28 protein-coding genes and 3 pseudogenes are annotated in these 25,889 nt (G+C 55.4%); 12 read left to right on the forward strand and 19 right to left on the reverse strand.

What is annotated here, in order from left to right; genetic code table 11:
* Nucleotides 1-73 precede the first annotated feature (73 nt).
* The gene (gene phoQ / locus WCL58_RS13010; RefSeq protein WP_336851299.1) at nt 74-1,537 is read right to left on the reverse strand and encodes a two-component system sensor histidine kinase PhoQ; all 1,464 of its coding nucleotides are present in this window, start codon (nt 1,535-1,537) and stop codon (nt 74-76) included.
* A gap of 5 nt (nt 1,538-1,542) precedes the next feature.
* Nucleotides 1,543-2,214, reverse strand: coding sequence for a two-component system response regulator PhoP (gene phoP / locus WCL58_RS13015; RefSeq protein ID WP_004941169.1), 672 nt, complete (start codon nt 2,212-2,214; stop codon nt 1,543-1,545).
* Between the two features lie 377 nt (nt 2,215-2,591).
* On the opposite strand from phoP, the gene WCL58_RS13020 reads away from it, so the two are divergent.
* A complete protein-coding gene (locus WCL58_RS13020) occupies nt 2,592-3,611 on the forward strand; it encodes an ADP-ribosylglycohydrolase family protein (protein WP_336851257.1) in 1,020 nt (339 codons plus the stop codon).
* A gap of 21 nt (nt 3,612-3,632) precedes the next feature.
* Here WCL58_RS13020 and WCL58_RS13025 read toward each other — a convergent pair whose 3' ends face one another.
* The gene (locus WCL58_RS13025) at nt 3,633-4,397 is read right to left on the reverse strand and encodes a GntR family transcriptional regulator (protein WP_038877791.1); all 765 of its coding nucleotides are present in this window, start codon (nt 4,395-4,397) and stop codon (nt 3,633-3,635) included.
* A gap of 134 nt (nt 4,398-4,531) precedes the next feature.
* On the opposite strand from WCL58_RS13025, the gene pdxR reads away from it, so the two are divergent.
* The 3 genes from pdxR to WCL58_RS13040 all read left to right on the forward strand — a co-directional run bounded on the left by pdxR (nt 4,532) and on the right by WCL58_RS13040 (nt 7,335).
* Nucleotides 4,532-6,046, forward strand: a complete 1,515-nt coding sequence (gene pdxR / locus WCL58_RS13030; RefSeq protein ID WP_336851258.1) for a MocR-like pyridoxine biosynthesis transcription factor PdxR — start codon at nt 4,532-4,534, stop codon at nt 6,044-6,046.
* A 115-nt stretch (nt 6,047-6,161) separates the two neighbouring features.
* Nucleotides 6,162-6,614, forward strand: a complete 453-nt coding sequence (locus WCL58_RS13035; RefSeq protein WP_049202749.1) for a GNAT family N-acetyltransferase — start codon at nt 6,162-6,164, stop codon at nt 6,612-6,614.
* Between the two features lie 16 nt (nt 6,615-6,630).
* Complete coding sequence (locus WCL58_RS13040) at nt 6,631-7,335, forward strand: GNAT family N-acetyltransferase (RefSeq protein ID WP_197769351.1); 705 nt, start codon at nt 6,631-6,633, stop codon at nt 7,333-7,335.
* Nucleotides 7,336-7,383: 48 nt separating this feature from the next.
* On the opposite strand, the gene purB is transcribed toward WCL58_RS13040, so the two are convergent.
* Nucleotides 7,384-8,754, reverse strand: coding sequence for an adenylosuccinate lyase (gene purB / locus WCL58_RS13045; RefSeq protein WP_336851259.1), 1,371 nt, complete (start codon nt 8,752-8,754; stop codon nt 7,384-7,386).
* Between the two features lie 22 nt (nt 8,755-8,776).
* A complete protein-coding gene (gene hflD, locus WCL58_RS13050) occupies nt 8,777-9,403 on the reverse strand; it encodes a high frequency lysogenization protein HflD (RefSeq protein WP_060419339.1) in 627 nt (208 codons plus the stop codon).
* Between the two features lie 331 nt (nt 9,404-9,734).
* Here hflD and kup point away from each other — a divergent pair, with 331 nt between their 5' ends.
* Nucleotides 9,735-11,603, forward strand: coding sequence for a low affinity potassium transporter Kup (gene kup, locus WCL58_RS13055; protein ID WP_159317925.1), 1,869 nt, complete (start codon nt 9,735-9,737; stop codon nt 11,601-11,603).
* Between the two features lie 48 nt (nt 11,604-11,651).
* Here the strand turns inward: kup and mnmA are convergent, their stop codons facing one another.
* From mnmA to rluE, 4 genes are all read right to left on the reverse strand, one after another.
* Nucleotides 11,652-12,752 (reverse strand): tRNA 2-thiouridine(34) synthase MnmA, encoded by a 1,101-nt coding sequence (gene mnmA / locus WCL58_RS13060; protein ID WP_060440158.1) that lies wholly within the window; start codon nt 12,750-12,752, stop codon nt 11,652-11,654.
* Nucleotides 12,753-12,858: 106 nt separating this feature from the next.
* Nucleotides 12,859-13,305: an NUDIX hydrolase gene (locus WCL58_RS13065; RefSeq protein ID WP_025302526.1), complete on the reverse strand. Its 447-nt coding sequence runs from the start codon at nt 13,303-13,305 to the stop codon at nt 12,859-12,861.
* Nucleotides 13,306-13,319: 14 nt separating this feature from the next.
* A complete protein-coding gene (locus WCL58_RS13070) occupies nt 13,320-13,658 on the reverse strand; it encodes a lysozyme inhibitor LprI family protein (protein ID WP_060440157.1) in 339 nt (112 codons plus the stop codon).
* 22 nt (nt 13,659-13,680) lie between these two features.
* Complete coding sequence (gene rluE / locus WCL58_RS13075) at nt 13,681-14,307, reverse strand: 23S rRNA pseudouridine(2457) synthase RluE (protein WP_060440156.1); 627 nt, start codon at nt 14,305-14,307, stop codon at nt 13,681-13,683.
* Nucleotides 14,308-14,438: 131 nt separating this feature from the next.
* On the opposite strand from rluE, the gene icd reads away from it, so the two are divergent.
* The 3 genes from icd to WCL58_RS13090 all read left to right on the forward strand — a co-directional run bounded on the left by icd (nt 14,439) and on the right by WCL58_RS13090 (nt 18,276).
* Nucleotides 14,439-15,692, forward strand: coding sequence for an NADP-dependent isocitrate dehydrogenase (icd, locus tag WCL58_RS13080; protein ID WP_015377612.1), 1,254 nt, complete (start codon nt 14,439-14,441; stop codon nt 15,690-15,692).
* Nucleotides 15,693-16,372: 680 nt separating this feature from the next.
* Nucleotides 16,373-16,906, forward strand: coding sequence for an SLATT domain-containing protein (locus tag WCL58_RS13085; protein WP_336851260.1), 534 nt, complete (start codon nt 16,373-16,375; stop codon nt 16,904-16,906).
* Entirely contained in the window at nt 16,903-18,276 is a 1,374-nt protein-coding gene (locus WCL58_RS13090; protein WP_197808206.1) for a reverse transcriptase domain-containing protein, read from the forward strand. Before WCL58_RS13085 ends, WCL58_RS13090 begins: the two co-directional genes overlap by 4 nt.
* A gap of 248 nt (nt 18,277-18,524) precedes the next feature.
* On the opposite strand, the gene WCL58_RS13095 is transcribed toward WCL58_RS13090, so the two are convergent.
* On the reverse strand, nt 18,525-19,037 hold the full coding sequence (locus WCL58_RS13095; RefSeq protein WP_197808205.1) for a hypothetical protein: 513 nt from the start codon (nt 19,035-19,037) through the stop codon (nt 18,525-18,527).
* Between the two features lie 293 nt (nt 19,038-19,330).
* Nucleotides 19,331-20,017, reverse strand: a pseudogene (locus WCL58_RS13100) (tyrosine-type recombinase/integrase); the annotation flags it as partial.
* A gap of 24 nt (nt 20,018-20,041) precedes the next feature.
* Between WCL58_RS13100 and WCL58_RS13105 the strand changes: the two are divergent.
* A complete protein-coding gene (locus WCL58_RS13105) occupies nt 20,042-20,221 on the forward strand; it encodes an antiterminator Q family protein (protein WP_443005034.1) in 180 nt (59 codons plus the stop codon).
* A 120-nt stretch (nt 20,222-20,341) separates the two neighbouring features.
* Here the strand turns inward: WCL58_RS13105 and WCL58_RS13110 are convergent, their stop codons facing one another.
* From WCL58_RS13110 to WCL58_RS13120, 3 genes and pseudogenes are all read right to left on the reverse strand, one after another.
* Nucleotides 20,342-20,701: a type II toxin-antitoxin system RelE/ParE family toxin gene (locus tag WCL58_RS13110; RefSeq protein ID WP_197808204.1), complete on the reverse strand. Its 360-nt coding sequence runs from the start codon at nt 20,699-20,701 to the stop codon at nt 20,342-20,344.
* A 24-nt stretch (nt 20,702-20,725) separates the two neighbouring features.
* Entirely contained in the window at nt 20,726-20,953 is a 228-nt protein-coding gene (locus tag WCL58_RS13115; protein ID WP_197808203.1) for a type II toxin-antitoxin system Phd/YefM family antitoxin, read from the reverse strand.
* 313 nt (nt 20,954-21,266) lie between these two features.
* Nucleotides 21,267-22,401: pseudogene (locus tag WCL58_RS13120) on the reverse strand (IS3 family transposase).
* Nucleotides 22,402-22,500: 99 nt separating this feature from the next.
* On the opposite strand from WCL58_RS13120, the pseudogene WCL58_RS13125 reads away from it, so the two are divergent.
* A pseudogene (locus WCL58_RS13125) lies at nt 22,501-22,587 on the forward strand (hypothetical protein); the annotation flags it as partial.
* Between the two features lie 84 nt (nt 22,588-22,671).
* On the opposite strand, the gene uspF reads toward WCL58_RS13125, so the two are convergent.
* The 3 genes from uspF to WCL58_RS13140 all read right to left on the reverse strand — a co-directional run bounded on the left by uspF (nt 22,672) and on the right by WCL58_RS13140 (nt 23,817).
* Nucleotides 22,672-23,127, reverse strand: coding sequence for a universal stress protein UspF (uspF, locus tag WCL58_RS13130; RefSeq protein WP_060419331.1), 456 nt, complete (start codon nt 23,125-23,127; stop codon nt 22,672-22,674).
* Nucleotides 23,128-23,343: 216 nt separating this feature from the next.
* Nucleotides 23,344-23,571 (reverse strand): YgdI/YgdR family lipoprotein, encoded by a 228-nt coding sequence (locus tag WCL58_RS13135; RefSeq protein ID WP_038877767.1) that lies wholly within the window; start codon nt 23,569-23,571, stop codon nt 23,344-23,346.
* Between the two features lie 12 nt (nt 23,572-23,583).
* Nucleotides 23,584-23,817: a YgdI/YgdR family lipoprotein gene (locus WCL58_RS13140; RefSeq protein ID WP_038877765.1), complete on the reverse strand. Its 234-nt coding sequence runs from the start codon at nt 23,815-23,817 to the stop codon at nt 23,584-23,586.
* Between the two features lie 351 nt (nt 23,818-24,168).
* Between WCL58_RS13140 and tolA the strand changes: the two genes are divergently transcribed.
* Complete coding sequence (gene tolA / locus WCL58_RS13145; protein WP_169318352.1) at nt 24,169-24,609, forward strand: cell envelope integrity protein TolA; 441 nt, start codon at nt 24,169-24,171, stop codon at nt 24,607-24,609.
* A gap of 160 nt (nt 24,610-24,769) precedes the next feature.
* Here tolA and WCL58_RS13150 read toward each other — a convergent pair whose 3' ends face one another.
* A complete protein-coding gene (locus tag WCL58_RS13150; protein WP_087763542.1) occupies nt 24,770-25,060 on the reverse strand; it encodes a hypothetical protein in 291 nt (96 codons plus the stop codon).
* Nucleotides 25,061-25,206: 146 nt separating this feature from the next.
* On the opposite strand from WCL58_RS13150, the gene WCL58_RS13155 reads away from it, so the two are divergent.
* The gene (locus tag WCL58_RS13155) at nt 25,207-25,626 is read left to right on the forward strand and encodes a GNAT family N-acetyltransferase (protein WP_201965643.1); all 420 of its coding nucleotides are present in this window, start codon (nt 25,207-25,209) and stop codon (nt 25,624-25,626) included.
* Here the strand turns inward: WCL58_RS13155 and WCL58_RS13160 are convergent.
* Complete coding sequence (locus tag WCL58_RS13160) at nt 25,623-25,835, reverse strand: hypothetical protein (protein ID WP_033638232.1); 213 nt, start codon at nt 25,833-25,835, stop codon at nt 25,623-25,625. The two genes, WCL58_RS13155 and WCL58_RS13160, sit on opposite strands and share 4 nt — an antisense overlap.
* Between the last annotated feature and the right edge of the window lie 54 nt (nt 25,836-25,889).

The following is a 25,889-nucleotide window of genomic DNA, read 5'->3' on the forward strand; positions in this document are numbered from 1 at the left end:
GGAGAGAGGAGTGAGCCTGAGTGCGATTATAACGGAAGTTTGGCCCCGTGGATCGGGGCCGCAGAGGCATAATTTACTCGTTGTGGTGGGTGTCGTGCTGGCGGGCGAAGGTGACCTGCATGCGCGCGCCGCCGAGCGGGCTGTCGCTGATGACGATTTCGCCGTCGTACTGCTCGATGATCTCCGCCGCCACCGACAGGCCCAGGCCCTGGCCGGGGCGCAGGGTATCCACCCGCTGGCCGCGCTGGAAGATCAGCTGGCGCTTGCTTTCCGGGATCCCCGGGCCGTCGTCGTCGATGACGATGACGATGGTGAGGTTTTTCTCGGAGTGCAGCGAGGTGATCTCAACGAACTCCAGGCAGTATTTGCAGGCGTTTTCCAACACGTTGCCCATCACTTCCATAAAGTCGTTCTTCTCGCCCATAAAGGTCACCTCCGGCGAGATGTCCAGCGTGATCACTACCCCTTTGCGCTGATAAACCTTGTTCAGCGCCACCACCAGGCTGTCGAGCAGCGCCGGCACCGAGTGGATCTCGCGCGTCAGCACCGTCTGGCCGGAGTTGATGCTGGCCCGGTGCAGGTAGTAACCGATCTGCTGCGAGATGCGCCCGATCTGATCCAGCATGATCGGCTCGGCTTCTTCGATGGTGGTCTGTTTGCCGCTGCGCAGCGAACGCAGGGTACTTTGCAGCACCGCCAGCGGCGTTTTCAGGCTGTGGGTCAGATCCGACAGGGTGGTGCGATACTTGGTGTAACGCTGGCGCTCGTTGCGCACCAGAATGTTCAGATTGCGCACCAGCCCGCGCAGCTCGCTGGGCGGATTTTCGTCGAGCTGATCGCGCTCGCCGTTCTCCAGCTCGCCCACCTGAGTGACCAGCGCCTTGATCGGCCGCAGGCTCCAGTAGGCCGCCAGCCACAGCAGCGGCACCACCAGCAGCAGGTTGGCCAACAGTACGTAGCTGAACCACTCCCACACCACGTCGGATCGCTGCAGCTCCTGCGGAATGCTGTCGACCACCACGATGGTCAGCGCCGGCAGCCGAGGCGTGGCGGCATAGGTGTTGACCGCCACCGAGTGGGTCAGCGCGTTCTGATCGGTATCGTCGTAATCTTTCAGCTGGTTTTGCGCTTTGGGGTTGTCCCCCAGCACTTCGCTACTGACGCGGGTGTCGGTGTCGATTTCGTAGAAGCCGGACTCCTCCAGCCACTCCTTGTTGATCAGCTTCTCCAGCTCCGGCACTTTGCGCTGGCTCCACAGCAGGTTGCCTTTATCGTCGTAGATAAACACCAGCGTCGGGAAGTTGAGATCGATATCGGGGGGAATGGCGATGGTGAGCTTGTTGTCTTTCCACTGCGCCAGGCTGAAGAACAGGTTGCTCTCGCCGCGCAGCAGGCGGAAGGCGGTCTTGTCGAAGCTGACGATGTAGCCGACGACCGCCACCAAACCGTAAGAGAGCGACAGCGCCAGGATCACCCCGGCGGTCGCCATCAGGAAGCGGGCGCGCAGCGAAAACGGTTTTTTATTCTTGTTGAACATCATGTTCACTTCGCGTCAAAACGGTAGCCCTGCCCACGTACCGTGGTGATCACTTCATGCGGGTATTCCGCCTGTACCTTTTTACGCAAGCGGCCCATCAGCACGTCGATGGTGTGGCTTTCGCGCAGTTCGGCGTCCGGGTAGAGTTGCAGCATCAACGAATCCTTGCTCACCACCTTGCCGGCGTTGCGGATCAGGGTCTCGATGATGGTGTATTCAAAAGCGGTCAGCTTGATTTGCTGATCGTTAACGCTCAGTTCGCGGCGCGACAGATCGATCTGGAACGGCGGCAGCACGATCACCTGCGAAGCCAGGCCGCTGTTGCGGCGCATCAGCGCCTGCATGCGGGCGATCACTTCTTCCAGGTGGAACGGCTTGGTGACATAGTCGTCGGCGCCGGCTTCCAGCACCGCCACTTTGTCCTGCCAGCTTTCACGGGCGGTCAGCACCAGGATCGGCAGCTTGGTCTGGTGTGCGCGCCAGCGGCGGATCAGGCTCAGGCCGTCTTCGCCCGGCAGGCCGAGATCGACGATGGCGATATCCGGCGCGTGTTCCTGCAGGAAGTAATCGGCTTCCTTGGCGTCTTCGGCCGCGTCGACCTGATGGCCCATCTCGCGCATCTGAACGGAAAGGTGGTGGCGCAGCAAACCATTATCTTCAACAACCAGTACTCGCATGGCGAACTCCTGTGACTGTGCGGGTGAACGTCCTGTCACCCACGCGATAAAAGGGAACACGCTCTGCGGCGTGTCAGGGGATAACGCGGCCACCTGAACCATTTTGGCAAAAAATGCTGAGGTTATGGTAGGTATAACCCGCTCGGCCCGCAAGAGAGCCGAAGCAATGTATTAAAATAAGCGTTATCAATTTGTTCGCCGACATTATCGGCAAGCTCTGATAAACGTCGGATAAACAGCGGCGGGGCAACGTTAAACGCACCTTAAACGCGGTGGGCATTGCCGGCAGGCGGAAGGGTGAACCGGACCGCTTGAAAAGCTTTAAAGGTACTAATAAGGTATTATGGATGTATCGGCACACTTTTCAGGAGCGACGGATGAAGCAGTTAACCCAGGCAGAACGCATAGCGGGCGCACTTTACGGACAGATGCTGGGCGACGCGCTCGGCATGCCTTCCGAGCTGTGGCCGCGTGAGCGGGTTAAGCGCCACTTCGGCTGGATAGACGGCTTTCTCGATGGGCCGAAGGAGAACACCGCCGCTTGCTACTTCAAGGCCGGGCAATATACCGACGATACCGCGATGGCATTGGCGCTGGCCGATGCGCTGCTGGAAGCGGAAGGCGAGGTGGTGCCGGAACTGATTGCCCGCAACGTGATCCGCTGGGTGGACGGTTTTGACGCCTTCAACAAGAACATTCTCGGCCCCAGTTCCAAACTGGCGCTGAGCGAGCAGAAAGCGGGCACGCCGATCGCCGAGTTGGAAAACAACGGCATCACCAACGGTGCGGCGATGCGCATTTCGCCTTTGGGCTGCGTGCTGCCTTCCGCGCCGCTGGAGGATTTTTGCCAGCAGGTGTGGCTGGCTTCCAGCCCGACGCACAAATCCGACATCGCGGTCGCCGGTGCCGTGGCGATCGCCTGGGCCGTCGCGCGGGCGGTGGAGGGGGCGGACTGGGCCTCGATTCGCCTGGCGTTGCCGGAGGTGGCGGAGTATGCCCAGCGCCGGCAGGAGACGACGTTCAGCCCTTCGCTGGCGGCGCGCATCGAACTGGCGTTTCAGGTGGTGGATGAAGCCGCTGACACCGAGCAGGCCTCCGAACGGGTGTATCAGCTGATCGGCACCGGGGTGGGCACCATCGAGTCGGTGCCCGCAGCGCTGGCGATGGTGCAGCTGGCGCAAACCGATCCTACCCGGTGCGCCGTGCTGTGCGCCAATCTGGGCGGCGACACCGACACCATCGGCGCGATGGCCACCGCGATTTGCGGCGCGCTGCACGGCGCAGAAGCGATCGAACCCGGATTGCTGGCGGAGTTAAAACGGGTGAATCCGCTGGATATCGAGGCTTACGTTCAGGCGTTCGCGCGTTTTCGTCGCCGCCAACAGGGCGAGGCGTAAGCGACCGCGTGACGCAACGGATCAGCTTTCGCTGGTAAATTCGTACATGTCGCTGCGGCAGAAGCTTTCGCTGTATTCGATCGGCTTTTTATGGTGGTCGAACAGCGTCTGGCGCACGATCAGCAGCGGCATCGGTTCCGAGAGCCGCAGCGCCTGACGGATATCGTCGTCGGCCATCGCCGCGCTGACCTGGCTGCGCAGCGATCCCATCTCAACCTTATTGCGCCGGAAGTAGTCGTACAGCGAAATGCCGATCTCGTCGACGTTGGCAATTGCCGTCACCACCACGTAGGACACCGCCACTGACATTGGCCGCCGATCGATCAAGTGAATGCGTTTGAGTTTGTAGATCGGCGTACCGGCCGCCAGCTGGAGCTTTTCAGCCAGTTCAGCGCCGGCGGGCATCCGTTCGCGGCTGATCCATTGCGTGTCCGGCCGGCGCCCTTGCTGTATCACTTCGCGCGAGAATCCTTTGACGTCCGCCAATGAATAGAACAGCTTCGGCTCGGGCCGTTGCGGTTGGATAAAGGTGCCGTAACCGCGCGAACGGCCGATGATGCCGTCCTGTTCGAGGCAGGCCAGCGCTTTGCGCACCGTGATGCGCGAGATGCCGAGCCGTTCGGTGAACAGGCGTTCGCTGGGCAGAAAATCCCCCGAATTCAGCAACCCTTGCTCGATGGCCTGGCGTACCGAGGCGTTGAAGCGCAAATACAGCGGCATCGCGCCCGCGCTGGCCAGATCCTGCTGCAGTTTGTCCAGCAGACGCTGGTTGGTCTCCTTGCTCATAGCCGTCGGAAGTCCTGTAGCCGCAATGCGATGGCTTATTTAAGGGGATTTCGCCGGGCAGCGCAACTGCCGCCGCCGGAGCGAAATGAGGTAGAGTAGTGCGTCGGCCCCCAGAGCCAGGAGAAATATCCCCCATGAGCGACACCCCACGACACGCGGACGACTCGGCGATACTGGCCGCCTTCGCGCAGCAGCGCCGGCAAGGCCTGACCCGGCGTTCGGCGCTGCATCAGGCCCTGTTGCAGCTGATTGCCGCCGGAGAACTGCCCTGGCGGACGAAGCTGCCGCCAAGCCGTGCGTTGGCGGCCCGGCTGGCGGTGGCGCGCGACACGGTGGAACAGACCTACGCTCGGCTGGAGGCGGAAGGGTTCATCAGCCGAACGGTGGGGCGCGGCAGCTTTGTGCGCTATCGCTGCGACATGCTGCTCGGCCGCGAACTGCTGGCGACGGCGACGGGGCAAGAGGCGCGGCTGGCGGAGCGCGAGCTGAGCGACCGCGGCCGGGCGCTGCTGGCGGTCAGCCATACGCCGCACACCAGCCGCCAGGCTTCGCTGACGCCTTCGCTGGCGGATCTGCGGGCCTTTCCCATCGACCAGTGGCTGCAGCGGGAGAAACAGGCGCTGCGGCAGCACGGCGAGCGGCTGTTGGGGTATGCCGATCCGCAAGGGTTGCCGGAGCTGCGTGCGGAGATCGCGCATTACTTGCAGCGGGAGCGGGGCGTCAAGGCGACGGCGGAGCAGGTGATCGTGGTGACCAGCTCTCAGCAGGCGCTGGCGCTATGTACCCAGGTGCTGTTCGATCCCGGCGATGCGGTGTTCGTCGAAGAGCCGGGTTACCAGGGGGCGAAAAAGCTGGTGCAGTCGGCGGGGCTGCAGGCGCGGCCGATCGGCATCGACGGGCAGGGGCTGGATGTCGGGCAGCTAATGCAGGCCTCGGGCGGCGGACGGGGCGTTTATATCACGCCGTCCCATCACTATCCGCTGGGGTATTCGCTGAGCCTCGATCGGCGGCTGGCGCTGTTGCAGTGGGCGCAGCGCCAGCGAGCCTGGATCATCGAGGACGATTACGACGCCGAGTTCAACTACGACCGGCAAACCAAGGCGGCGCTGCAGGGGTTGGACGGCGGCGGGCGCACGCTGTACCTCGGCACCTTCAGCAAGACGCTGTTTCCGGGGCTGCGCATCGGTTTCATGATCGCGCCGCCGCAGTTGGTGCGGCCATTGGTCGCCGCCAGGCAGTTTCAGGACGGCTACACGTCGGCGCTGGCGCAGATGACGCTGTTCCACTTCCTGCACGAGGGCGGCTACGCCGAGCATCTGCGTAATATGCGCACGCTGTACAAGGCGCGGCTGGACGCGCTGTACGACGCGGTGCGTCGTCACCTGGCGGCCTGGACACGTCCGGTGCTGCCGCAGGGCGGGCTGCAGCTGGTTTGCCCGTTGGCGGATGCGGCGACGGAGCGGCGGCTGGTGGCGACCGCCGCCGAGCGGGGGATTCGGCTGTACGGCCTGGCGGACTTCTACACCGGCACGCCGCAGCGCGGGGCGTTGGTGCTCGGCTTCTCGGCCTATACGCCGGATGAGATCGAGCGCTTTATCACGACGCTGGCGCAGGTGTTCAGCGCGCTGCCGGTGGCAAGTGACGGTTAAAATTGGTCTGCTCTGCGTTTTTGATTGGTCCGTATTGCACCGCCGCCGCGCGGTGTATTCTGCCGCTATCCGATTATTTCCCTAATGGAAATAATATCTTACTCCGTGAGGCGCTATGAACCTATCCAACCCTGAAGTGACTATCCGCAGAATCAATGGCGACGACAAAGCGCAATGGCTGGCGCTGTGGCAGGGCTATCTCGATTTTTACCGCGCCGACGTGGCGCCGCAGGTGACCGATCGCACCTTCGAACGCCTGGGGCAGGATGAACAGGTGTACGGGCTGGTGGCAGAGGATGCCGAGGGCCGGCTGCTGGGGCTGATGAACCTGGTGTTCCACCCGTCCACCTGGAGCGCGGTCGGCTATTGTTATATCGAAGATCTCTATGTGTCGCCGCAGGCGCGCGGCCACAAGGTGTCGGAAAAGCTGTTCGAACAGGCATACCGATTGGCAGAGACGCGCGGCAGCGATCGGGTCTACTGGATGACCCAGGAGTACAACGCGCCGGCGCGCTCGCTGTACGACAAAATCGGCAGAAGAAGCTCGTTTATCGTTTATTCCCGTTAATCGCAGGAGGGCGTTTATGGCAATGAATCGTTATGGTCAGCCGGTCGGGGAACCGATGCCGGATTGGCAGCCGGCTCGCCGCCCGGGGGGCGCGACGCTCGGCGGGCGTTTCTGCTCGCTGGCACCGCTCGAGCCGCAGCGGGATTACGCCGCGCTGTTCGAGGCGTTTCAACTGGCGCCGGACGGCCGCGACTGGACCTATCTGTCTATCGAACGGCCCGATACGCCGGCGGCGATGCTGCAACATCTGGAGACGCTGCAGGCCAACCCGGCGCTGGTCAATCTGACGGTGTTCGACGCCGCCAGCGACGCGCCGGTGGGCACGGTGGCGCTGATGCGCATCGACGAGGCCAACGGCGTGCTGGAGATCGGCCACGTCAGCTGGTCGCCGTTGATGAAACAGCGCTCCAGCGCCACCGAAGCCATCGCGCTGCTGCTGCGCTACGCCTTCGACACGCTGGGCTACCGCCGCTGCGAGTGGAAGTGCGACAGCCATAACGCGCCGTCGCGCCAGGCCGCGCTGCGCTTCGGTTTTCGCTACGAGGGTAACTTCCGCTTCGCGGTGATCGTCAAGGGGCGCAGCCGGGATACCGACTGGTTCGCCATCACCGCCGACCGTTGGCCGGCGGTGCGGCAGGCGCTGGCGCGCTGGCTGAGCGCGGACAACTTCGATGCGCAGGGGCGGCAGATAGCCAAGCTGCAGGTGTTGCGCGGCGAATGATAAGCAAAAAGGCGGCCCAGGGGCCGCCTTTTTATCGGGCTAAAGCGCTTACTTCAGCTCGTCGACCATGGTGGTGGCGCGGCCGATGTAGTTGGCCGGGGTCATCGCCTTCAGACGGGTTTTCTCTTCTTCCGGCAGCGCCAGGCCATCGATGAACGCCTGCATGCCGGCGGCATCCACGCGTTTGCCGCGGGTCAGCTCTTTCAGCTTCTCGTATGGCTTCTCGATGCCGTAGCGGCGCATCACGGTCTGGATCGGCTCGGCCAGCACTTCCCAGTTGTGATCCAGTTCGTCCAGCAGGTGCGCCTGGTTCACTTCCAGCTTGCTGATGCCTTTCAGGGTAGCTTGATAGGCGATCAGCGCGTAGCCCAGGCCCACGCCCAGGTTACGCAGCACGGTGGAGTCGGTCAGGTCGCGCTGCCAGCGGGACACCGGCAGTTTACCCGCCAGGTGGCCCAACACGGCGTTGGCCAGGCCCAGGTTGCCTTCGGAGTTTTCGAAGTCGATCGGGTTGACCTTGTGCGGCATGGTGGAAGAGCCGATTTCGCCGGCGATGGTCTTCTGCTTGAAGTGGTTCAGGGCGATGTAGCCCCAGATGTCGCGGTCGAAGTCGATCAGGATGGTGTTGAAACGCGCTACGCAGTCGAACAGCTCGGCGATGTAGTCATGCGGCTCGATCTGGGTGGTGTACGGGTTCCAGGTGATGCCGAGCGAGGTCACGAACGCCTCGCTGAACTGGTGCCAGTCCACTTCCGGGTAAGCGACGATGTGGGCGTTGTAGTTGCCGACTGCGCCGTTGATTTTACCCATGATCTCCACGCGCTCCAGCTGACGGTACTGGCGCTCCATGCGGTAAGCCACGTTGGCGAACTCTTTGCCGACGGTCGACGGGGTCGCCGGCTGGCCGTGGGTGCGCGACAGCAGCGGGATATCGCGGTATTCCAGCGCCAACCCTTTCAGCGCGTCGATGATCTTGCGCCAGTAAGGCAGCACCACGTCCTGACGGGCGCTTTGCAGCATCAGCGCGTGCGACAGGTTGTTGATGTCTTCAGAGGTGCAGGCGAAGTGGATGAACTCGGACACCGCGTGCAGCGCAGGCACCGCCGCCACTTTTTCCTTCAGGAAATACTCGACCGCTTTCACGTCGTGGTTGGTGGTGCGCTCGATGGTTTTGATGCGCTGAGAGTCTTCTTCATTGAATTCCGCGACGATTTTGTCGAGGAAAGCGTTTGCGTCGGCGTCAAAAGCGGGAACTTCCTTGATTTCTGCGCAGGCCGCCAGTTTTTGCAGCCAACGTACTTCAACCTGTACGCGGAATTTCAGCAGACCGTATTCGCTGAAAATGGGGCGCAGTGCGCTGACTTTATCACCGTAGCGTCCATCAACGGGGGAAACGGCGGTCAGTGAGGATAATTCCATCGGTAGCAACTCCTGGGATCGATTAACAATGAGCAACGATATTTTGCGCCTGCTTGAACAGACGATTACGGGAAAACATTAACTGCAGGCGGCTGCCGCCGACCTGTTGCCACAGCACGGCGGCGCGAATGCCGGCCAGCAGCGTGGCGCGAACCTTGGCCTGCACCTGCGGGTTCTGCAAGATTGCCGGCGAGCCGGTCACCTGGATGCGCGGCCCGAGCGGGCTGACCACGTCGACGTAAATGCCGGCCAGCGCGCTGATGATGGTGTCCGACTCAAGATCGAAGTGCGCCAGCTGGCGCTCGAGCTGGCCGAGGCGTTCGCCGAGCGTGTTCATCGCCTGTTTGTTGGCGTTGAGCTTGCGTTCCAGCACCATCAGGCTGATGGTGTAGCGGGTCAGTTCCGCACCCGGCCCTTTGTTGTTGGCGTTAAGCACGCCCATCAGGGTTTCGAGGCCGACCAGCAAATTGCGTTCTTCACCGCCAAACACCGCCAGCGTGGAGGGCGGGTCCATCTGCAGCAGGCTTTTCAGCGAGGTTTGAAAGGCTTCGCGGTTACATTGCCCTTCATGGGCCAACTGCTGAACCAAACGCGCCGCCTGGCTGATACCCGCCATGGCCAGCGTGATGTCATAATAATTCTTCGCCACGATGACTCCTGTAAACGCGGTGAACGGTACATGGCTTACTGCATAAGGTTGTGTGTATCGCCAGGGTAACGGCGGCGGCCGCGAACGGGAACGATCGGGCGTGGCTGTAACAACGATGACAACGAATGCCGCGGATCATGCCACAAAATCGAGGGTAAACCCAGCGTCTAATACGCCCGTAACGAGGCGGAGGCGCCGTGCGGCGCAGAACTGTGCAAATAGGCGGCGAAAATCGCCGGCGTGGCGACGCGAACATATTGTTGCGGCGGCAAATAAAGTGCGGCGGCTGCATCTATACTGCCAACGTGAGCCCTCAAATAAAGACCTTTATATGCACGTAAAAAACAAGCAGCCGCTGCCGGCGGTGACGCTGGCGGCCATCGGCGTGGTGTACGGCGATATCGGCACCAGCCCGCTGTACACCCTGCGCGAATGCCTGACGGCAGAGGAGGGCATCACCATGACGCCGGCCTCGATCTACGGCTTTCTGTCGCTGATTTTCTGGCTGCTGACGCTGGTGGTGTCAATTAAATACATTTGTTTCGTGATGCGCGCCGACAACGACGGCGAGGGGGGGATCCTGACGCTGATGTCGCTGGCGATCCGCAACCTGGATGCGCGCTGGGTGCCGGCGGCGGTGCTGATCGGGCTGGTGGGCGGCAGCTTCTTTTATGGCGACGGGGTGATCACCCCGGCCATTTCGGTGCTCTCGGCCATCGAGGGGCTGCAGATTATCGCCCCCGAGCTGGACCGCTTTATCGTGCCGCTCTCGCTGCTGGTGCTGACCGCGCTGTTTGCGATCCAAAAACACGGCACCGGCAGCGTCGGCAAGCTGTTCGCGCCGGCGATGGTGATCTGGTTCCTGACGCTGGCGCTGCTGGGCATCGGCGGCATTTTGCATCACCCCGGCGTGCTGCGGGCGTTGAACCCTTACTGGGCGGTGAATTTTTTCCTCGAGTACAAGGCAGTATCGTTCTTTGCGCTGGGCATGGTGGTGCTGTCGGTGACCGGCGCCGAAGCGCTGTACGCCGATATGGGCCACTTCGGTAAAAAACCAATCCGCCTGGCGTGGTTTACGCTGGTGGCGCCGTCGCTGGTGCTGAACTACTTCGGCCAGGGGGCGCTGCTGCTGGCCAACCCGGCGGCGATCAACAACCCGTTCTTCCTGCTGGCGCCGACCTGGGCGCTGATCCCGTTGCTGGTGATCGCCACGCTGGCGACGGTCATCGCCTCGCAGGCGGTGATCTCCGGCGTGTTCTCGCTGACGCGTCAGGCGGTGCGGCTGGGCTACCTGCCGCCGATGCGCATCATTTATACCTCCGATCAGGAGTCCGGGCAGATTTACATTCCGGTGGTGAACTGGCTGCTGTTCGCGGCGGTGCTGATCGTGATCATCAGCTTCAAACACTCCAGCAACCTGGCCTCGGCTTACGGCATCGTGGTGACCGGCACTATGCTGCTGTCGTCGATTTTGCTGAGCATCGTGGCGGTGAAAAACTGGGGTTGGCCGCGCTATCTGGGCGGGCTGATGCTGGTTGTCATGTTGTGCATCGACGTGCCGCTGTTCGGCGCCAACCTGATTAAGCTGGCGACCGGCGGCTGGCTGCCGGTGGCGCTCGGGCTGACCATTCTGCTGATCATGCTGACCTGGAAGACCGAACGTTCGCGCCTGATCCGCCGGCTGCGCGACAATCAGGAGGGGCTGACCGCGCTGATCGAATCGTTGGAGAAGGCGCCGCCGAAGCGGGTGCCGGGCACCGCGGTGTTTATGGAGCGCACGCCGCACGCGGTGCCGCTGGTGCTGTTGCATAACCTGAAGCACAACAAGGTGCTGCATGAGCGCGTGGTGCTGCTGACCATCGTCACCACCGACATGCCGTACGTGCACAACGTGCAGCGGGTGGCGATCGAACAGCTGTCGGCGAGCTTTTGGCGGGTGGTGGCGAGCTACGGCTGGCGCGAAACGCCCAACGTGACGGACATCCTTTACCGCTGCGGCCTGGAAGGGATGAGCTTCACCATGAACGAGACCTCGTTCTTCATGTCGCGCGATACGCTGGTGCTGGGCAAGCGGCCCTGGTATTTGCGCATTCGCGGCAAGGTGTTCCAGCTGTTGCAGCGCAACGCGCTACGGGCGCCGGACCTGTTCGAAATCCCGCCAAACCGGGTGATCGAGCTGGGGGCGCAGGTGGAGTTCTGAATAAAAAAAACGCTGAGGTAAACGCAGCGTTTTTCTTTTGCCGGGCAGTTACGCCAGGCGCTGTTCGATGATGCCGCCGCCGAGGCAGATTTCGCCCTGGTAGAACACCGCCGACTGGCCGGGGGTGACGGCGGAGACCGGTTCGTCGAAACGCACTTCGATGCGTTCATCGTCGAGCGGGGTCACGGTGCAAGGGATATCCTGCTGGCGATAGCGGGTCTTCACCGTGCAGCGGAACGGGCCGCTCAGCGGCAGGCGATCCACCCAGTGCAGCTGCTGCGCGATAAGGCCGACGGACATCAGGCGCGGATGATCGTGCCCCTGCGCGACCACCAGCACGTTGTTGGCCACGTCTTTATCCACCACGTACCACGGATCTTCGCTGCTGTCTTTCATGCCGCCGATGCCCAGCCCTTTGCGCTGGCCCAGGGTGTGATACATCAGGCCCTGGTGTTCGCCGACGGTCTGGCCGTCAACGCTGACGATCGGGCCCGGCTGGGCCGGCAGGTAGCGGCCGAGGAAGTCGCGGAACTTGCGCTCGCCGATAAAGCAGATGCCGGTAGAATCTTTCTTCTTGGCGGTGACCAGCTCCAGCTGCTCGGCGATGCGGCGCACCTCCGGCTTCTCCAGCTCCCCGACCGGGAACAGGCTTTGCGCCACCTGCTCGTGGCTCAGGGTGTAGAGGAAGTAGCTCTGATCTTTGTTGCCGTCGACGCCGCGCAGCAGGCGGCTCTTGCCGTCCACGTCCTGGCGGCGCACGTAGTGGCCGGTGGCGATAAAATCGGCCCCCAGATCTTCGGCGGCGAACTCCAGGAAGGCTTTGAATTTGATCTCTTTATTGCACAGGATGTCCGGGTTCGGCGTGCGGCCGGCCTTGTACTCTTCCAGGAACAGCTCAAACACGTTGTCCCAGTATTCCGCCGCAAAGTTCACCGTGTGCAGTTCGATGCCCAGCTTGTCGCAGACCGCTTGCGCGTCGGCCAGATCGGTCGCGGCGGAGCAGTACTCTTCGTCGTCGTCTTCTTCCCAGTTCTTCATGAACAGCCCAGCGACCTGATAGCCCTGTTGCTGTAACAGATAGGCGGTAACGGAAGAGTCGACGCCGCCGGACATACCGACGATTACTTTTTTCTGGCTGTTGTCTGACATGGGGATCTCACGAACTTGAACACGAACCGTGCTGATAAAAACAAGCGCAGGATTTTACCACGTTGGCCGCGCCGGCGCACTGTTCATCTTGTGCTGCCCGGCGCCGTTAAAACGGCCAGGCGAAGCTGCCGACCAGCGACAGCGGGTAGCGCTCCGGCTGCTGGTAGCTGCGAATGCTCTCCGCCACCAGCGCGGAACGCAGGTTGGGCGCCTGCAGAATCTCGTCGGCGCTCAGCCACAGGCAGCGATCGATGTCGCTGTCGTGCGGCTCGGTCGGCAGCGGCTGCTCCAGCTCGATAACGAAGCAAAAACGCAGGAACGGCGTGCGATCCGGCGCGATCCACTGGTGCAGGCGCAGGAACGCCTGCGGCGTGGCGCGGATGCCGGTCTCTTCCCACAGCTCGCGCTCGGCAGCCTGCACCAGCGTCTCGTCGGCCTCCAGGTGGCCGGCCGGCTGATTCCACAGCGCTTTGCCGTTGATGGTCTCTTCGACCACCAAAAATTTGCCGGCGGCGTGCACTACGCAGGCCACGGTGACGTGCGGTTTGAACATGCGCTCTCCTTTCCTTACAGCGGTTTGTCGATACGCCGGTAGATGTCGTCCAGCTCGGCGATGCGGGTGCGATAGCTTTGCAGCAGGCAGGCGGTATCGCCGCCGCACCGCTGGCGTTTTGTCAGCCAGGCCTGCTGGCTGTCCTGCATCGCGCCGCGCGCGCCCATGGCGAACAGGCCGCGCAGGAATTGGTATTTGGTGGCCATTTGCACGTCCAGATCGTTCAGCGTGCGGTTGGCGCAGATGGCTTGCTCATCGCGGTTTGCCGCCTTGGCGCAGTCGAAGCTGGCGGCCTGGGTGGCGAACGGGGCCGCCAGAGCGGCGAGCAGCAGCGCGATCGGCGTGTATTTCATGGCGCCTCCATCAGTTATCGGTCTACAGGGAATCGATGCTTTTCCATTCACCAGGCTGCAGTGAACCCAGCGAAAGATTACCCATACTGTAGCGAATCAGGCGCAGGGTAGGGAACCCGATATGCGCCGTCATGCGACGCACCTGGCGGTTTCGCCCTTCATACAGGGTGATTTTCAGCCAGCTGGTGGGGATGGATTTACGTTCGCGGATCGGCGGGTTGCGCGGCCACAGCCACTGCGGCTCGGCCACCAGCTCCACCCCGGCGGGCAGCGTGGGGCCGTCTTTCAGCGTAACGCCGCTGCGCAATGGCGCCAGATCGCTCTCCTGCGGCGCGCCCTCGACCTGCACATAATAGATTTTGCCGGTGCGCTTCCCCGGCTGGGTGAGCTGCGCCTGCAGCTGGCCGTCGTTGGTCAGCACCAGCAGCCCTTCGCTGTCGCGATCCAGGCGCCCGGCGGCGTAAACGTCGGGGAAGGGGATGTACGCTTTCAGCGTGGCGCGGCCGGCTTCGTCGGTGAACTGCGGCAACACGTCGAAGGGCTTGTTGAATAACACAATTCGGCGCGGCCCTTTCGGCGCGGCGGGTTTGGCGGCATTCGGCTTGCTGAATCGTTTAACGTTGTGATTTCTAACAGAGAATTTTTTCATAACAGTTGAGATTACGGATGATAAGCGCATTATAACCGAATCCGTTTCGGATTGGCGCGGACCGAATATTCAAGTAGTATCTACACGCATCTTACAAAGCATTAACAAAATTGCGCTTGAAGGAGAGGTTGATGGAAAGCAAAGTAGTTGTTCCGGCAGAAGGTAAAAAAATCACGGTTGACGCCCAGGGTAAACTGGTTGTTCCTCATAACCCGATCATCCCGTTCATCGAAGGCGACGGCATCGGCGTTGACGTGACTCCTGCCATGATCCACGTGGTTGATGCGGCCGTTAAAAAGGCTTACCACGGCGAACGTAAAATCTCCTGGATGGAAATCTACACCGGCGAAAAATCTACCCACGTTTACGGTAAAGACGTGTGGCTGCCGGACGAAACTCTGGACCTGATCCGCGACTACCGCGTCGCCATCAAAGGCCCCCTGACCACCCCGGTCGGCGGCGGCATTCGTTCTCTGAACGTGGCCCTGCGCCAGCAGCTGGACCTGTACGTGTGCCTGCGCCCGGTGCGTTACTACCAGGGCACCCCAAGCCCGGTGAAACAGCCTGAGCTGACCGACATGGTGATCTTCCGCGAAAACGCCGAAGACATCTACGCCGGCATCGAGTGGAAAGCCGGCTCCGCCGAAGCGGACAAAGTGATCAAATTCCTGCGCGACGAAATGGGCGTGAAGAAAATCCGCTTCCCAGAGCAGTGCGGTATCGGCGTGAAGCCATGCTCCGAAGAAGGGACCAAGCGTCTGGTGCGTGCGGCGATCGAATACGCCATCACCAACGACCGCGACTCTGTGACCTTGGTTCACAAAGGCAACATCATGAAGTTCACCGAAGGTGCCTTCAAGGATTGGGGCTATGAGCTGGCGCGCGAAGAGTTCGGCGGCGAGCTGATCGACGGCGGCCCATGGCTGAAGATCAAGAACCCGAACACCGGCAAAGAGATCGTGGTTAAAGACGTGATCGCCGACGCCTTCCTGCAGCAGATCCTGCTGCGCCCGGCGGAATACGACGTGATCGCCTGTATGAACCTGAACGGCGACTACATCTCCGACGCCCTGGCGGCCCAGGTTGGCGGCATCGGCATCGCGCCGGGCGCCAACATCGGCTCCGACTGCGCGCTGTTCGAAGCGACTCACGGCACCGCGCCGAAGTACGCCGGCCAGGACAAAGTGAACCCAGGCTCCATCATCCTGTCCGCAGAGATGATGCTGCGTCACATGGGCTGGTTCGAAGCGGCTGACCTGATCGTTAAAGGCATGGAAGGCGCCATCGCTGCCAAGACCGTGACCTATGACTTCGAACGCCTGATGGAAGGCGCTAAACTGCTGAAATGTTCAGAGTTTGGCGACGCTATCGTTAAACACATGTAATGGTGTTTTAGCGTTAAATGATAACGGGAGCCTGATGGTTCCCGTTTTTTATTATTCAAATTGCAACGGTTATCAAAACGTTATCAAAATAAGTTATCAAAACTCGGCTACTTTGGTGCTTATCGACACCTAGAATCACACTGAGGAAAACTGAGTAGCAGTTTTGAGCGAAAGCCGGGCTTCATTAACATTCTTGTGCATTAGAAGATAGGAGTAGTTCACTTGATCTACTTTTCCTGATAGCAGATTATGGAACGAATCATGTGCCACGTGTTATGTAGGTGTTGCTTGTGATTTGTTAGTTGCTGCTAATAGATAGCGAGGCAAGATTAACATCTGTATTTTCTGGAATAGTTTACAGACACTGTATGGGTAAAAGAAATTGTTAGTTTTCAATAAATGACGGCGCTAATATATTATATAGTGAAAAGTGATTATCATAAACTATTTGCAATTAATAAAATGCAATAGTTTAACTAATTGATATTATATTGATTTAATTTACTGGTTTGTGTTATAAACTTCGGGAGAGAGACAGGTTTTTCCTCTTGCTTTTGGTAAGGGCGGCTCTGATAAAGAACAGCGCAAGCTGTTGAGCTTATGCTCACTGATCCTTCGGGATGTTCAATAGTTTCCAATTTTCCCTGTCTCTCTTCCTCGACTTTTGATATGGGGTATGTATGTTAGATAAGGTATGGTTTACCTATAAGGCACGAATTCAGGCCCAACAGCGATTAGAGTGGATGGACTCGCACTCTCAATTCCTGCTCGTTTGGTATGCTATTTTAGGTGCCGTTTTGTCTGTGGTTGCTATTCGTTACCCGACCTTATTTGGTAAAGATACCGACATTTTGGGTGCGGTATTGTCAATTGCATTGCTTGGTGTGTCACTTTCTATCGCAAACAGAGATTTCCGTGGGCGAGCAATGAATATGCGTAAAAACTATTTGGCGTTGCAGTATCTATATAATGAAATAAGTTCCAGAGGTGAAGTAAAAGAAGACATTATAAGATATAACGAACTGTTAAATGAAGTGGAAAACCATAATGAGATGGATGACAAAAAATTTCGAGTGAGAAACTCTTCACAATTGAAGTCTCGAAATCCTGAGTGGCTAGAATATGTGCAAGTGTACAGTTTCCTTGGGGTGAAATATATTGTATTAATATTTTCATATCTGGCTCCTATTATTGTGGCAGGGTGTCTACTGTGAGTAATGCAGCGCGTAGTTTTAAGCGAAGTTTCACCTGTAAAAATTTAAAGAAAATATACTTTGATAAGATAAAAGAATCAGGCGCGATTGGTATTGATCGGGTGAGGGCAAGTAGCTTTGAACAAAATAGTGAGTCCGAAATTTCGCTGATATTGAGAAAGGTTATTGCTGGTAATTATAAATTTACTGCATATAAAGAAAAGTTAGTTTCTAAAGGAGCACATTCTTTTCCTAGGCAAATTTCAATACCAACAGTGCGCGATAGAATAACGCTTCGTGCACTTTGTAATGTTCTCATTGATGTATTCCCGAAAGCAAAGCTCTCGCTTCCTCAGGTAGTAATAGAGTCTCTTAAAGATTCTATAATTTCGAGGGAATATTCTGAGTATGCTAAAATTGACCTCAGGAATTTCTATCCTTCCATTCCTCATTCTTTAATCGAAGAGTCGATAAAAAATAAAATTAGGAAACCTGAACTTAGAGGGTTAATACATAGCGCAATTTCCACGCCTACTGTTAGTGAGGGGAGAGGTAGTAATGGGGTGACTAGAAATAATATTGGAGTGCCTCAGGGCTTGTCTATCTCTAATATTTTGGCAGAGATTGCTTTGCAAAAAGTTGATGCGGAAATTAGCCTCATAAAAGATATTTGGTACAAGCGATATGTTGATGATATTCTAATATTATGTCCTGCTGGTCGGTCTGTCGAAATTGCTAATGCTATAATACAGAAATTGGAATCCATTGGTTTATCTCCTCATCCAATAGGTAATTCTGATTCAAAGTCAAAAGTAGGATTATTATGTGAACCTTTTAATTTCTTAGGTTACATGATAAGTGATCAAGGTGTTGGAATCAGGAAGGATAGCATACTTCGCTTTGAATCATCGTTAGCAAAAATATTTACTGCCTATAGACATGCATTATCGAAGGCTAAAAATAAGAAAGATAAAGAACGAGCCATAGCATATTGCCAATGGAAATTAAACTTGAGAGTTACTGGCTGTATCTTTGGTGGTAAACGCATGGGGTGGGTTGTTTATTTCTCCCAGGTATCGAATACAGTTCAGTTTAGAGCGGTTAACCATACTATTCGAAAGTTGATTAAACGGTTCGGTTTAGAGAAAGATATTAAATCTAAATCTTTAATTAAAACATTCTATGAGTGGCATCGCGGAGATAAAGAATCTCATAAGTATATCCCTAACTTTGATGCGTTAGCTATTGAGCAGCAAAGAGAGATTGTCGCTTTATGGATTGGAAGAGAAGAGGTTGGCAGGTTGAATAATGCAGCAGTGACAAGAATATTTAATTATAAAATCTCCACGTCTGTCAAAGAGCTTGAACAGGATATTTCTGGCTTTTCTTGATTATATATTCCCATTGTGAGGTTTTTAAAAGTGGCTATTATTGATTTCTAATGGTCGCTGATGAAGCCACTTTTATATAGAGGGTTATTGATTGAAAAAATATAGAGGGTGATAATAAATTAATAGACAATATCATTCAACTCAACATGGCTGGAGGATTTTTATTTATATGCGATATTTTTATATTGCTATAATATTAACAGTGTATATGGTTGTGGATGTATGAAGTTAATAAATAATTTAACTTATCATAGATCACCATGAACTGACTCATACATTTCTTTTTTTATTTTATCTAAAACATCCTCAGTCATTCCATATTTAAGTGCGGCAGAACTAGCGATAGGACTCAGCATGTTTTCTACTGAGTTGAATAATTCAATTGCATCCTCGAGCTCCTTAATCATCATGTTACGACCGGTTTCATTTATGAAGTCTAAGGCATTGTCAACAAAGTATGCGTGAGCTAACCAATTTCGCTTTTTTAACGCTAATGAAAGGGTATTCTCAATTTTATCATCTAATATACCCAGGTCTTTAATAGAGCCTAAAAGATGACCCATAGTTTTTTTCGATAATACTTTATCAAACCTATCGAAGTCTGCCTCCCACTTTTCGCTTGTTGAGAAAATAGGTGCGTTTTTTTTAAAGAAATCAAAAAAAATCAGTAACTGGACTATTGATTGCTCTACACATTGAGCTCTATACATCGCAAGCCCAAAGTATGCGTATACTTCTTTACAATGTTCTGATGTATTCATAGTTCTCTATATCGTTAGATCTACCCAGAGGATGACAGTGAGCATTCGAAAATGCTAATTCATAATAATTATAGAGGCAAATTGGTAGCATGTCTTCAAATAAATATAATTAAAGAATTTAGGAACAAGAGACTTGTTTTTCTGACAATTCAGTAAATAAAAATTGACAGCCATGTTGTCTTCAGATGTTGAACTGACAGACGGTACGAATTGAGAATAGAACACGAATATGTACATTCTAAATATTAAATAACACTGAAATTCAAAGTGTTGATATAAAATTAACTATCAAACTAGCAACCAACTGTAGTCCACTCCTTCCCTCTGTCATCATGATAACGGTCAGTCTGAGACTGCGTTTTGTGTCCCAGAAGTATCTGCGTGTTTATACCCTGGGACTTATACAGCCTTTCGGCAAGCGAGCGTTGTTCATGAAACGTTGCTGGTGTGCCATCCCCCCAATAAATATCAGTTTTATCTCTGGCTTTGCTAAAGTTAGTTGTAAGTGTATTTCCTGGCACTTTTGCACCACGTTGGGCCATTGATGTCGAACGGAAGTAATGAACAAGATACTGACTGACAGCATAATCTCGGCAACGCGAGATAACTTCACGCAAGCTTGTGCTCAAAGCATCGCAACGAAGGGAAAGAGGTAATGCCAATTTTGCACCAGTCTTCTCTTGCACAACATGTAAGTGGTCATCCCAGATATCGCTGAATTTCATTGCTGAGATATCACCCAAGCGCTGTCCTGTAACTATGGCCAATAGCATCGCATTGCCCATGTAGCGATGCTGTTTATCAGCAATGTCGAAGATCTTCTGCCATTCCTCTAAATTCAAACGCTGCCTGGTAACCTTCCTGCGCGGTTGCTTTGTTGCGAGTGCGGGATTGTAGCCAGGCGGAACCTCACCAACATGTTGAGCCTCTTTGAATACATCGATCAGCACTGAGCGAACAACCTGGCCCATACGTGGTTGATCTCCTCCCGGAAATCTCAAAAAGTGCGTGGAACTAAAACGGGTGTACTTACAATAGCGCGTCGGTGGAAAATCTCTGAGGGTAGTGTCAGGCAGAAGCTGATGATGGCTGAAAGCTTTATCGACGGGTGCCTAGCAATGACTGGCGCGACATTGGAAATGGACGCTTGGGCACACAAATCAGAGAAATTTTCGACTGCGTAAAAATCTGCTTTTCGTTACGGTTTTTACTGTTTATTGTGATAAGAGTGGTAACGCAGTCAAGCAGCCTATCAACAAAAAAACCACGCAAGGCGTGGTTTATTATGGTTAGCAGAACAGGCATTAGCGCTCGATGATGCGCTCGAAAAGAAGCTGTTGAACATTTGCACGTTGTGAAATGATCATGTGGACATCTACTTCAGTTTCTGCCTGATTTACCGTGTACAGAATACGGTAACCATTAGAAGAATTGTATTCGAGGTACTTCATACATCCAATCTTGGATAGTTCAATTGATACGCCGCAACCTTTAGGAAAGGCAGTTACCACTTTTTCAAAATTCTCAGTGGCTGCATCAATCACAGACTTTGGATCTTGTACACCTTGACTGCGAAGAAACTTCGCGATTTTCTGGGCACCAAAAAGAGCAGTTTCAGTGTAAGTAACATTTACGGTATTGTTCTGTGTAGTATGTTGTGGCATTTGTGCCTCCAGTTATCAACAAGTTTATATACTTGCCAATAACTGGTCACGAGAAAACACTCGGCCCTCGGTTTTATCCTTTTCAGAGATAGTTAGTAACTTAAGCAATGCAATTGCATTGTCCCGTTGCTGCCTTTCTTCAAAGGACTCGATTACATAGGCCGGCATGCCATTCTGAGTGACCAGTATTGGCTCTGACAGTTCCAGCACAGCGGCGTGCTTTTTGATGTAGCTAATAGTTTCTACTCTCATAGTAACTCCTGCCTCTAAGAGGCGTTTCTCTATATAAAACAAAAAATTACGAAGGTTTCTCAAAAAATGAGTACTTATCACTCCGTGCCGACGCAAACAGGCCGGTAACACATACGGCACTTAAGCCGCTCATTATTTCAGTCAAATTGTAACCTCAGCAGCCGCTTTTGAGGTACTCCAAGTAGGAGTGGTCTTATAATAGACCATTTATAGACTCATTGTCAACCTGTTTTCACATCGTGAGGTTCATAGTCAACTTCTTTCTGCAAAATATTTTCTGGACTGCCCCCACGACAGTAGGCAAATTCTGTCCTCACGACGAGGCCTCTTCAAAGGCCTCCGGACTGACGTCGCCGAGGTGACTGTGACGCCGGGCCCGGTTATAGAACATCTCAATGTAATCGAAGATATCCGCCCGGGCCAGATCCCGGGTTTTGTATATTCTCTTCCTGATGCGTTCTTTTTTCAGTGAACTGAAGAACGATTCGGCCACCGCATTATCCCAGCAGTTGCCACGCCGGCTCGTACTCGGAGCCAGGTTATTGACCCGGCAGAAGCGCTGCCAGTCGTCGCTGCCATACTGGCTACCTTGATCGCTATGTATGATGACCTCACCGTCCGGTTTTCGACGCCAGACGGCCATCATCAGCGCATCCAGCGCCAGTTCGCGTGAGAGAGAGGGCTTCATCGACCAGCCGACCACGTTACGGGCGAAGAGATCGATAACCACTGCCAGATACAACCAGCCCTGCCAGGTGCGGATATAAGTGATATCGGTGACCCAGACCTGATTGGCCCGGACAACGGTAAACTGCCGCTGCACGCGATTAGGGGCAACCACCGAAGGTCGGCCAGCGATACGACACGGCGCTTTATAGCCGCGTACGGCTTTGATCCGGTTCAGTTGCATAATACGCCCCACCCGGTTTTTGCCGCAGGTTTCACCGATTTCGTTCAGATCGCCATGAACCCGACGGTAACCGTATACGCCTCCGCTCAGTGAATATGAGTCGCGGATAAGCGTCAGCAGACGCTGATTATCTTTATCACGCGCCGAGACCGGGTTGTGCAGCCACGCATAGAACCCGGCCCGGGCGACATTCAGTACCCGACACATCGTCATCACACCCCATACAGTGCGGTGCTCATTGATAAAGCGGTACTTCAGTCGGGCTCCCTTGCAAAGTACCGCGCGGCCTTTTTCAGGATATCCCGTTCTTCTTCGGTACGTTTTAGCTGCGCCCTAAGTTTCAGGATCTCGCTTTTGGCTTCCAGTAAATCCCGGGCATGCTGTTCGCTGTTATCAGGCTTGATAGCCCGTAGCCACTTGTAGAGGCTGTGCCAGAAACGCCCAAACGCTCGGATACTTCGGCAACGGAATAACCGCATTCCGTTATCTGACGGACGGCTTCTTCCTTAAATTCAGGTGTAAATCGTGGTGTGCCCATATGCTCCCCCTATGCTCAAACTAGAGGGCAGGATCGTCTACCGGGGTGGGGTCAGTCCAACTAGAGGGCAGGATCGTCTACCGGGGTGGGGTCAGTCCAGTGACCTATGACTTCGAACGCCTGATGGAAGGCGCTAAACTGCTGAAATGTTCAGAGTTTGGCGACGCTATCGTTAAGCACATGTAAGTGTGTTTAGCGCTTGAATGAGAGCGGGAGCCTTAGGGCTCCCGTTTTTTTATTGTTCAAATGCGAGTGAGATATCGGACAGGCTCAGCGAGCGGCGTTAGCCGATTCACGTACGACCAGCACCGGACAATTGGCGTGGCGGACGACGGCGGTGGCATTGGAACCGAGGAGGTAAGTGATCGCAGAAGGGCGGTTGGAACCCATCACAATAATCTCCGCGTTAAGCGCATCGGCGAGTTCCAGGATCTGATCTTTAGGATCGCCGACGGCAACGTGCGTGGTCACTCTATCTTCAGGCACGCTGAATTGTTTTGCCGCTTTTGCCAGCCCCTCGGTCGCTAACGCAATGGTTTCGTCTTTGGTTTCTATCGCCGCCGTGGCGGCAAAGCCGAAAGCGGCGTATGTGGCACGCGACGGTATCACCGCCAGGAAATGGACGTGGGAGTCTTCGAGCCTGGCGAGCGCGTTGACATGCGGGATGACCTGCTGTGTTAATTCCGGCTCGGTAATATCCACGGGAACCAAGATAGTTTTATACATACTCCCTCCTTATCATTATCAAAAAACTCCACTTTTTGGATTATAGCTGCTTGATGCAGGGAAAGGAGAGATCCGTATGGCAAACCTGAGAACGTTGCCGCTAAATGTCAGGTGTTTATCGACGTTATCGTTAAATGCAGGCAAGTACGCCGGTTTTTTGAGTAGAAAGGGAGCCATTGGCCCCCTTGATTTTAGCTGGCTAAGGTTATCGGAACCTTAATGCGGGATCTCTGAAACCTCTTTGACTTCCGTCTTGTTGATTTGCTGTTTAACGCCATTGGCGTCGGTATAACCGATCAACCCGGCAGCGGTTTCTTTCGGCTTACCGTCACTGATGAGCGTTCGACCGTCGTGGGTATGGATGGCGTAGCTGGTGCGTGTGCAGCCTGACAGTGCGGCGATGGCAACCAGGGCGATCGCGGGAAGAACAAGCGTTTTTTTCATTTGTAGCTCCTTTTAGTTATCCAACTCACTCATGTTTGCAATCTGGTCTCGATTGATCTGTTCCGTTTTGCCCGTTTCTGCATTTCGATAGGAGACTAACCCGGTATCTTTATCGACCTGAGGCTTGCCGTCGGTGACAATGGTCTTGCCATCCGTTGTTTTGATCGCCTGATTGGAAGCGCAGCCCGCTATGAACATCACCGTAGTCGCAGTAAGAAGCGCGGCAAAGAGTCGTTTACTTTTCATACTTACCATCCTGGTTACTTAAATGAATTTAATAGCAGGAAAGTAAGTATAGGCAGAATCTCCAGATTGTTAGCGTTGAAACGCTTTTAATGCGATAAAAAATTAAGAATTTCTTAATTTATTGATGGGGTGATTGATCGTTCGGATAACAACGTTATCGATAGGTCAGGATACGCAGACGTACTGCCCGGTGAGGGCGCTATGGCTTCATGTCATCATCGGCTCACGATACTCCGCATGCCGATGCTTGATGCTAACAATGTCTCTGGTGGTTGGGCGTTAATTCTGTATAAGTATGCACTGGGAATACCACGTTGATTTCGGCTGACTATTATCCATAAGGACAGGGATATGAAAATCACGCATTCAGGCTACAAAACCGGCGCCGCCACATTATTGGCGGCGATGCTCGCACTGGCATTAACCGGGTGTGCGAAGCACACAGCCCCCAGCCAAAACGATACGGCGAATAAAGAGGTCGATGATCTTTTCGCCAACCTTGGCGACCCAAAGACGCCGGCGCCGGGAAAAGAGAAATTACATTACATGACTCAGGTGCAAGCTGAGATTCAACGCCATTTAAAAGACGCCGCCACTTACTCAGGCCAACGCTGTACATTGCGTATCACGCTGGCGCCGGACGGCATGCCAGTCGGTGTTCGAACTGAAGGTGGCGATCCGGATCTTTGCCGTGCCGCCATGAAGGCGGTTGCCGATGCGCGTCTGCCTAAGCCGCCAACGCCAGAGGTCCATAATGCGTTCCAAATTATCACGTTGGAATTTCGCCCGTAGTGACAGTAGAAGTTAAAGGGCGGCAACTGGGTTAAACAGAAGTCAGAGGCCGCACTTTCATGCAGCCTCTGACTTTGCGGCTTTACCATGTTCCATATCGCGTTTTCCTGCGCTGAACCTGGATTTTTCGGCATTCTTTCACGGTATATGTTGCCAATACCTACCGATACATCATCGCGCTCACGCGTTCGGCCCGATCTTTAAAGCCGTTGCTGCGCATCGTTACCACATAGTAGCGATAGTGATGTTTCTGTGCGTATTCGCGCACCAGGTCTTCGGCGAACAGGCCGCTGAAGGTGACGGTGGTGACGAACGTCAGCCCTTTCACTTCGTAGGTGCTGATCTCTTGCGGGGTGCCGATATACGGCGGCGGGAACACGGTTTTGTGGAACTGGCAGCCCGTCAGCAGCAGGGTAAACAGCAGGGTGGCGGAGATTTGCGGGATTCTCATCGGGAAATGCTTTCCTTCCTTGGCGTGGGTTCTAGTAACTCTATAATAGGATTACAAAATTCGGCGGGGATGTAAAAGTTATCCCGCTTCGGTTGCCGTTTCGTTGAAGCGGTGTCGCCGTCACTCATAAGCATGAGGGGGTAAACATGTTTGTTCGTCTTGCCACTGAAACCGATGCCGCAGCCCTGATCGCCCTCGACAGCGTCGCCGAATACGAGCCGCAGCGCGCGGCGCAGATCCGCGCCTGGTGCGGGCAGAGCATCTGTTATCTTGCCGAGGAACAGGGCATGGTGATGGGCTACGGCGTGCTGCACTATCACTTCTTCGGCTGCGGCTTTATCGAGATGCTGGTGGTTGGCGAGCGCTATCGTCGCCGGGGCGTCGGGCTGGTGCTGATTACGGCGTTGAAGTCCCACTGTCGGCACCCGAAGCTGTTCACCTCCACCAATCGCTCCAACCTGCCGATGCAGCGGCTGCTGTTGAACGCCGGGTTTGTCGCCAGCGGCCAGATTGACAATCTCGATGACGGCGATCCGGAGCAGGTCTTTTTTATCCCGGCGCGCTAATACAGCCGGACATCGACCGCCTGCTGTTGCAGCCAGGTGCTGACGTAGCCATAAGCGGCATAGAAGGCCAGCAGCGCGAAGAGCAGCACGGAAAGCGAGGCCAAAAACTTGACGTCGCCGTGCTTCGACAGCTGATAAGCGCAATAGAGAAAGGCCATCAGGCACAGCAGAGTGAAGGCGATAGCCAGCGTGGCGTAAAAAATAAGCATAACGAAACCCGTTCTTCCTTGTAAGCACGGCAAGGATACCACAGACAAAAAAGG

It is taken from the genome of Serratia sp. TMDUHS_CL (assembly GCF_037137105.1).
Lineage (GTDB): Bacteria > Pseudomonadota > Gammaproteobacteria > Enterobacterales > Enterobacteriaceae > Serratia > Serratia nevei.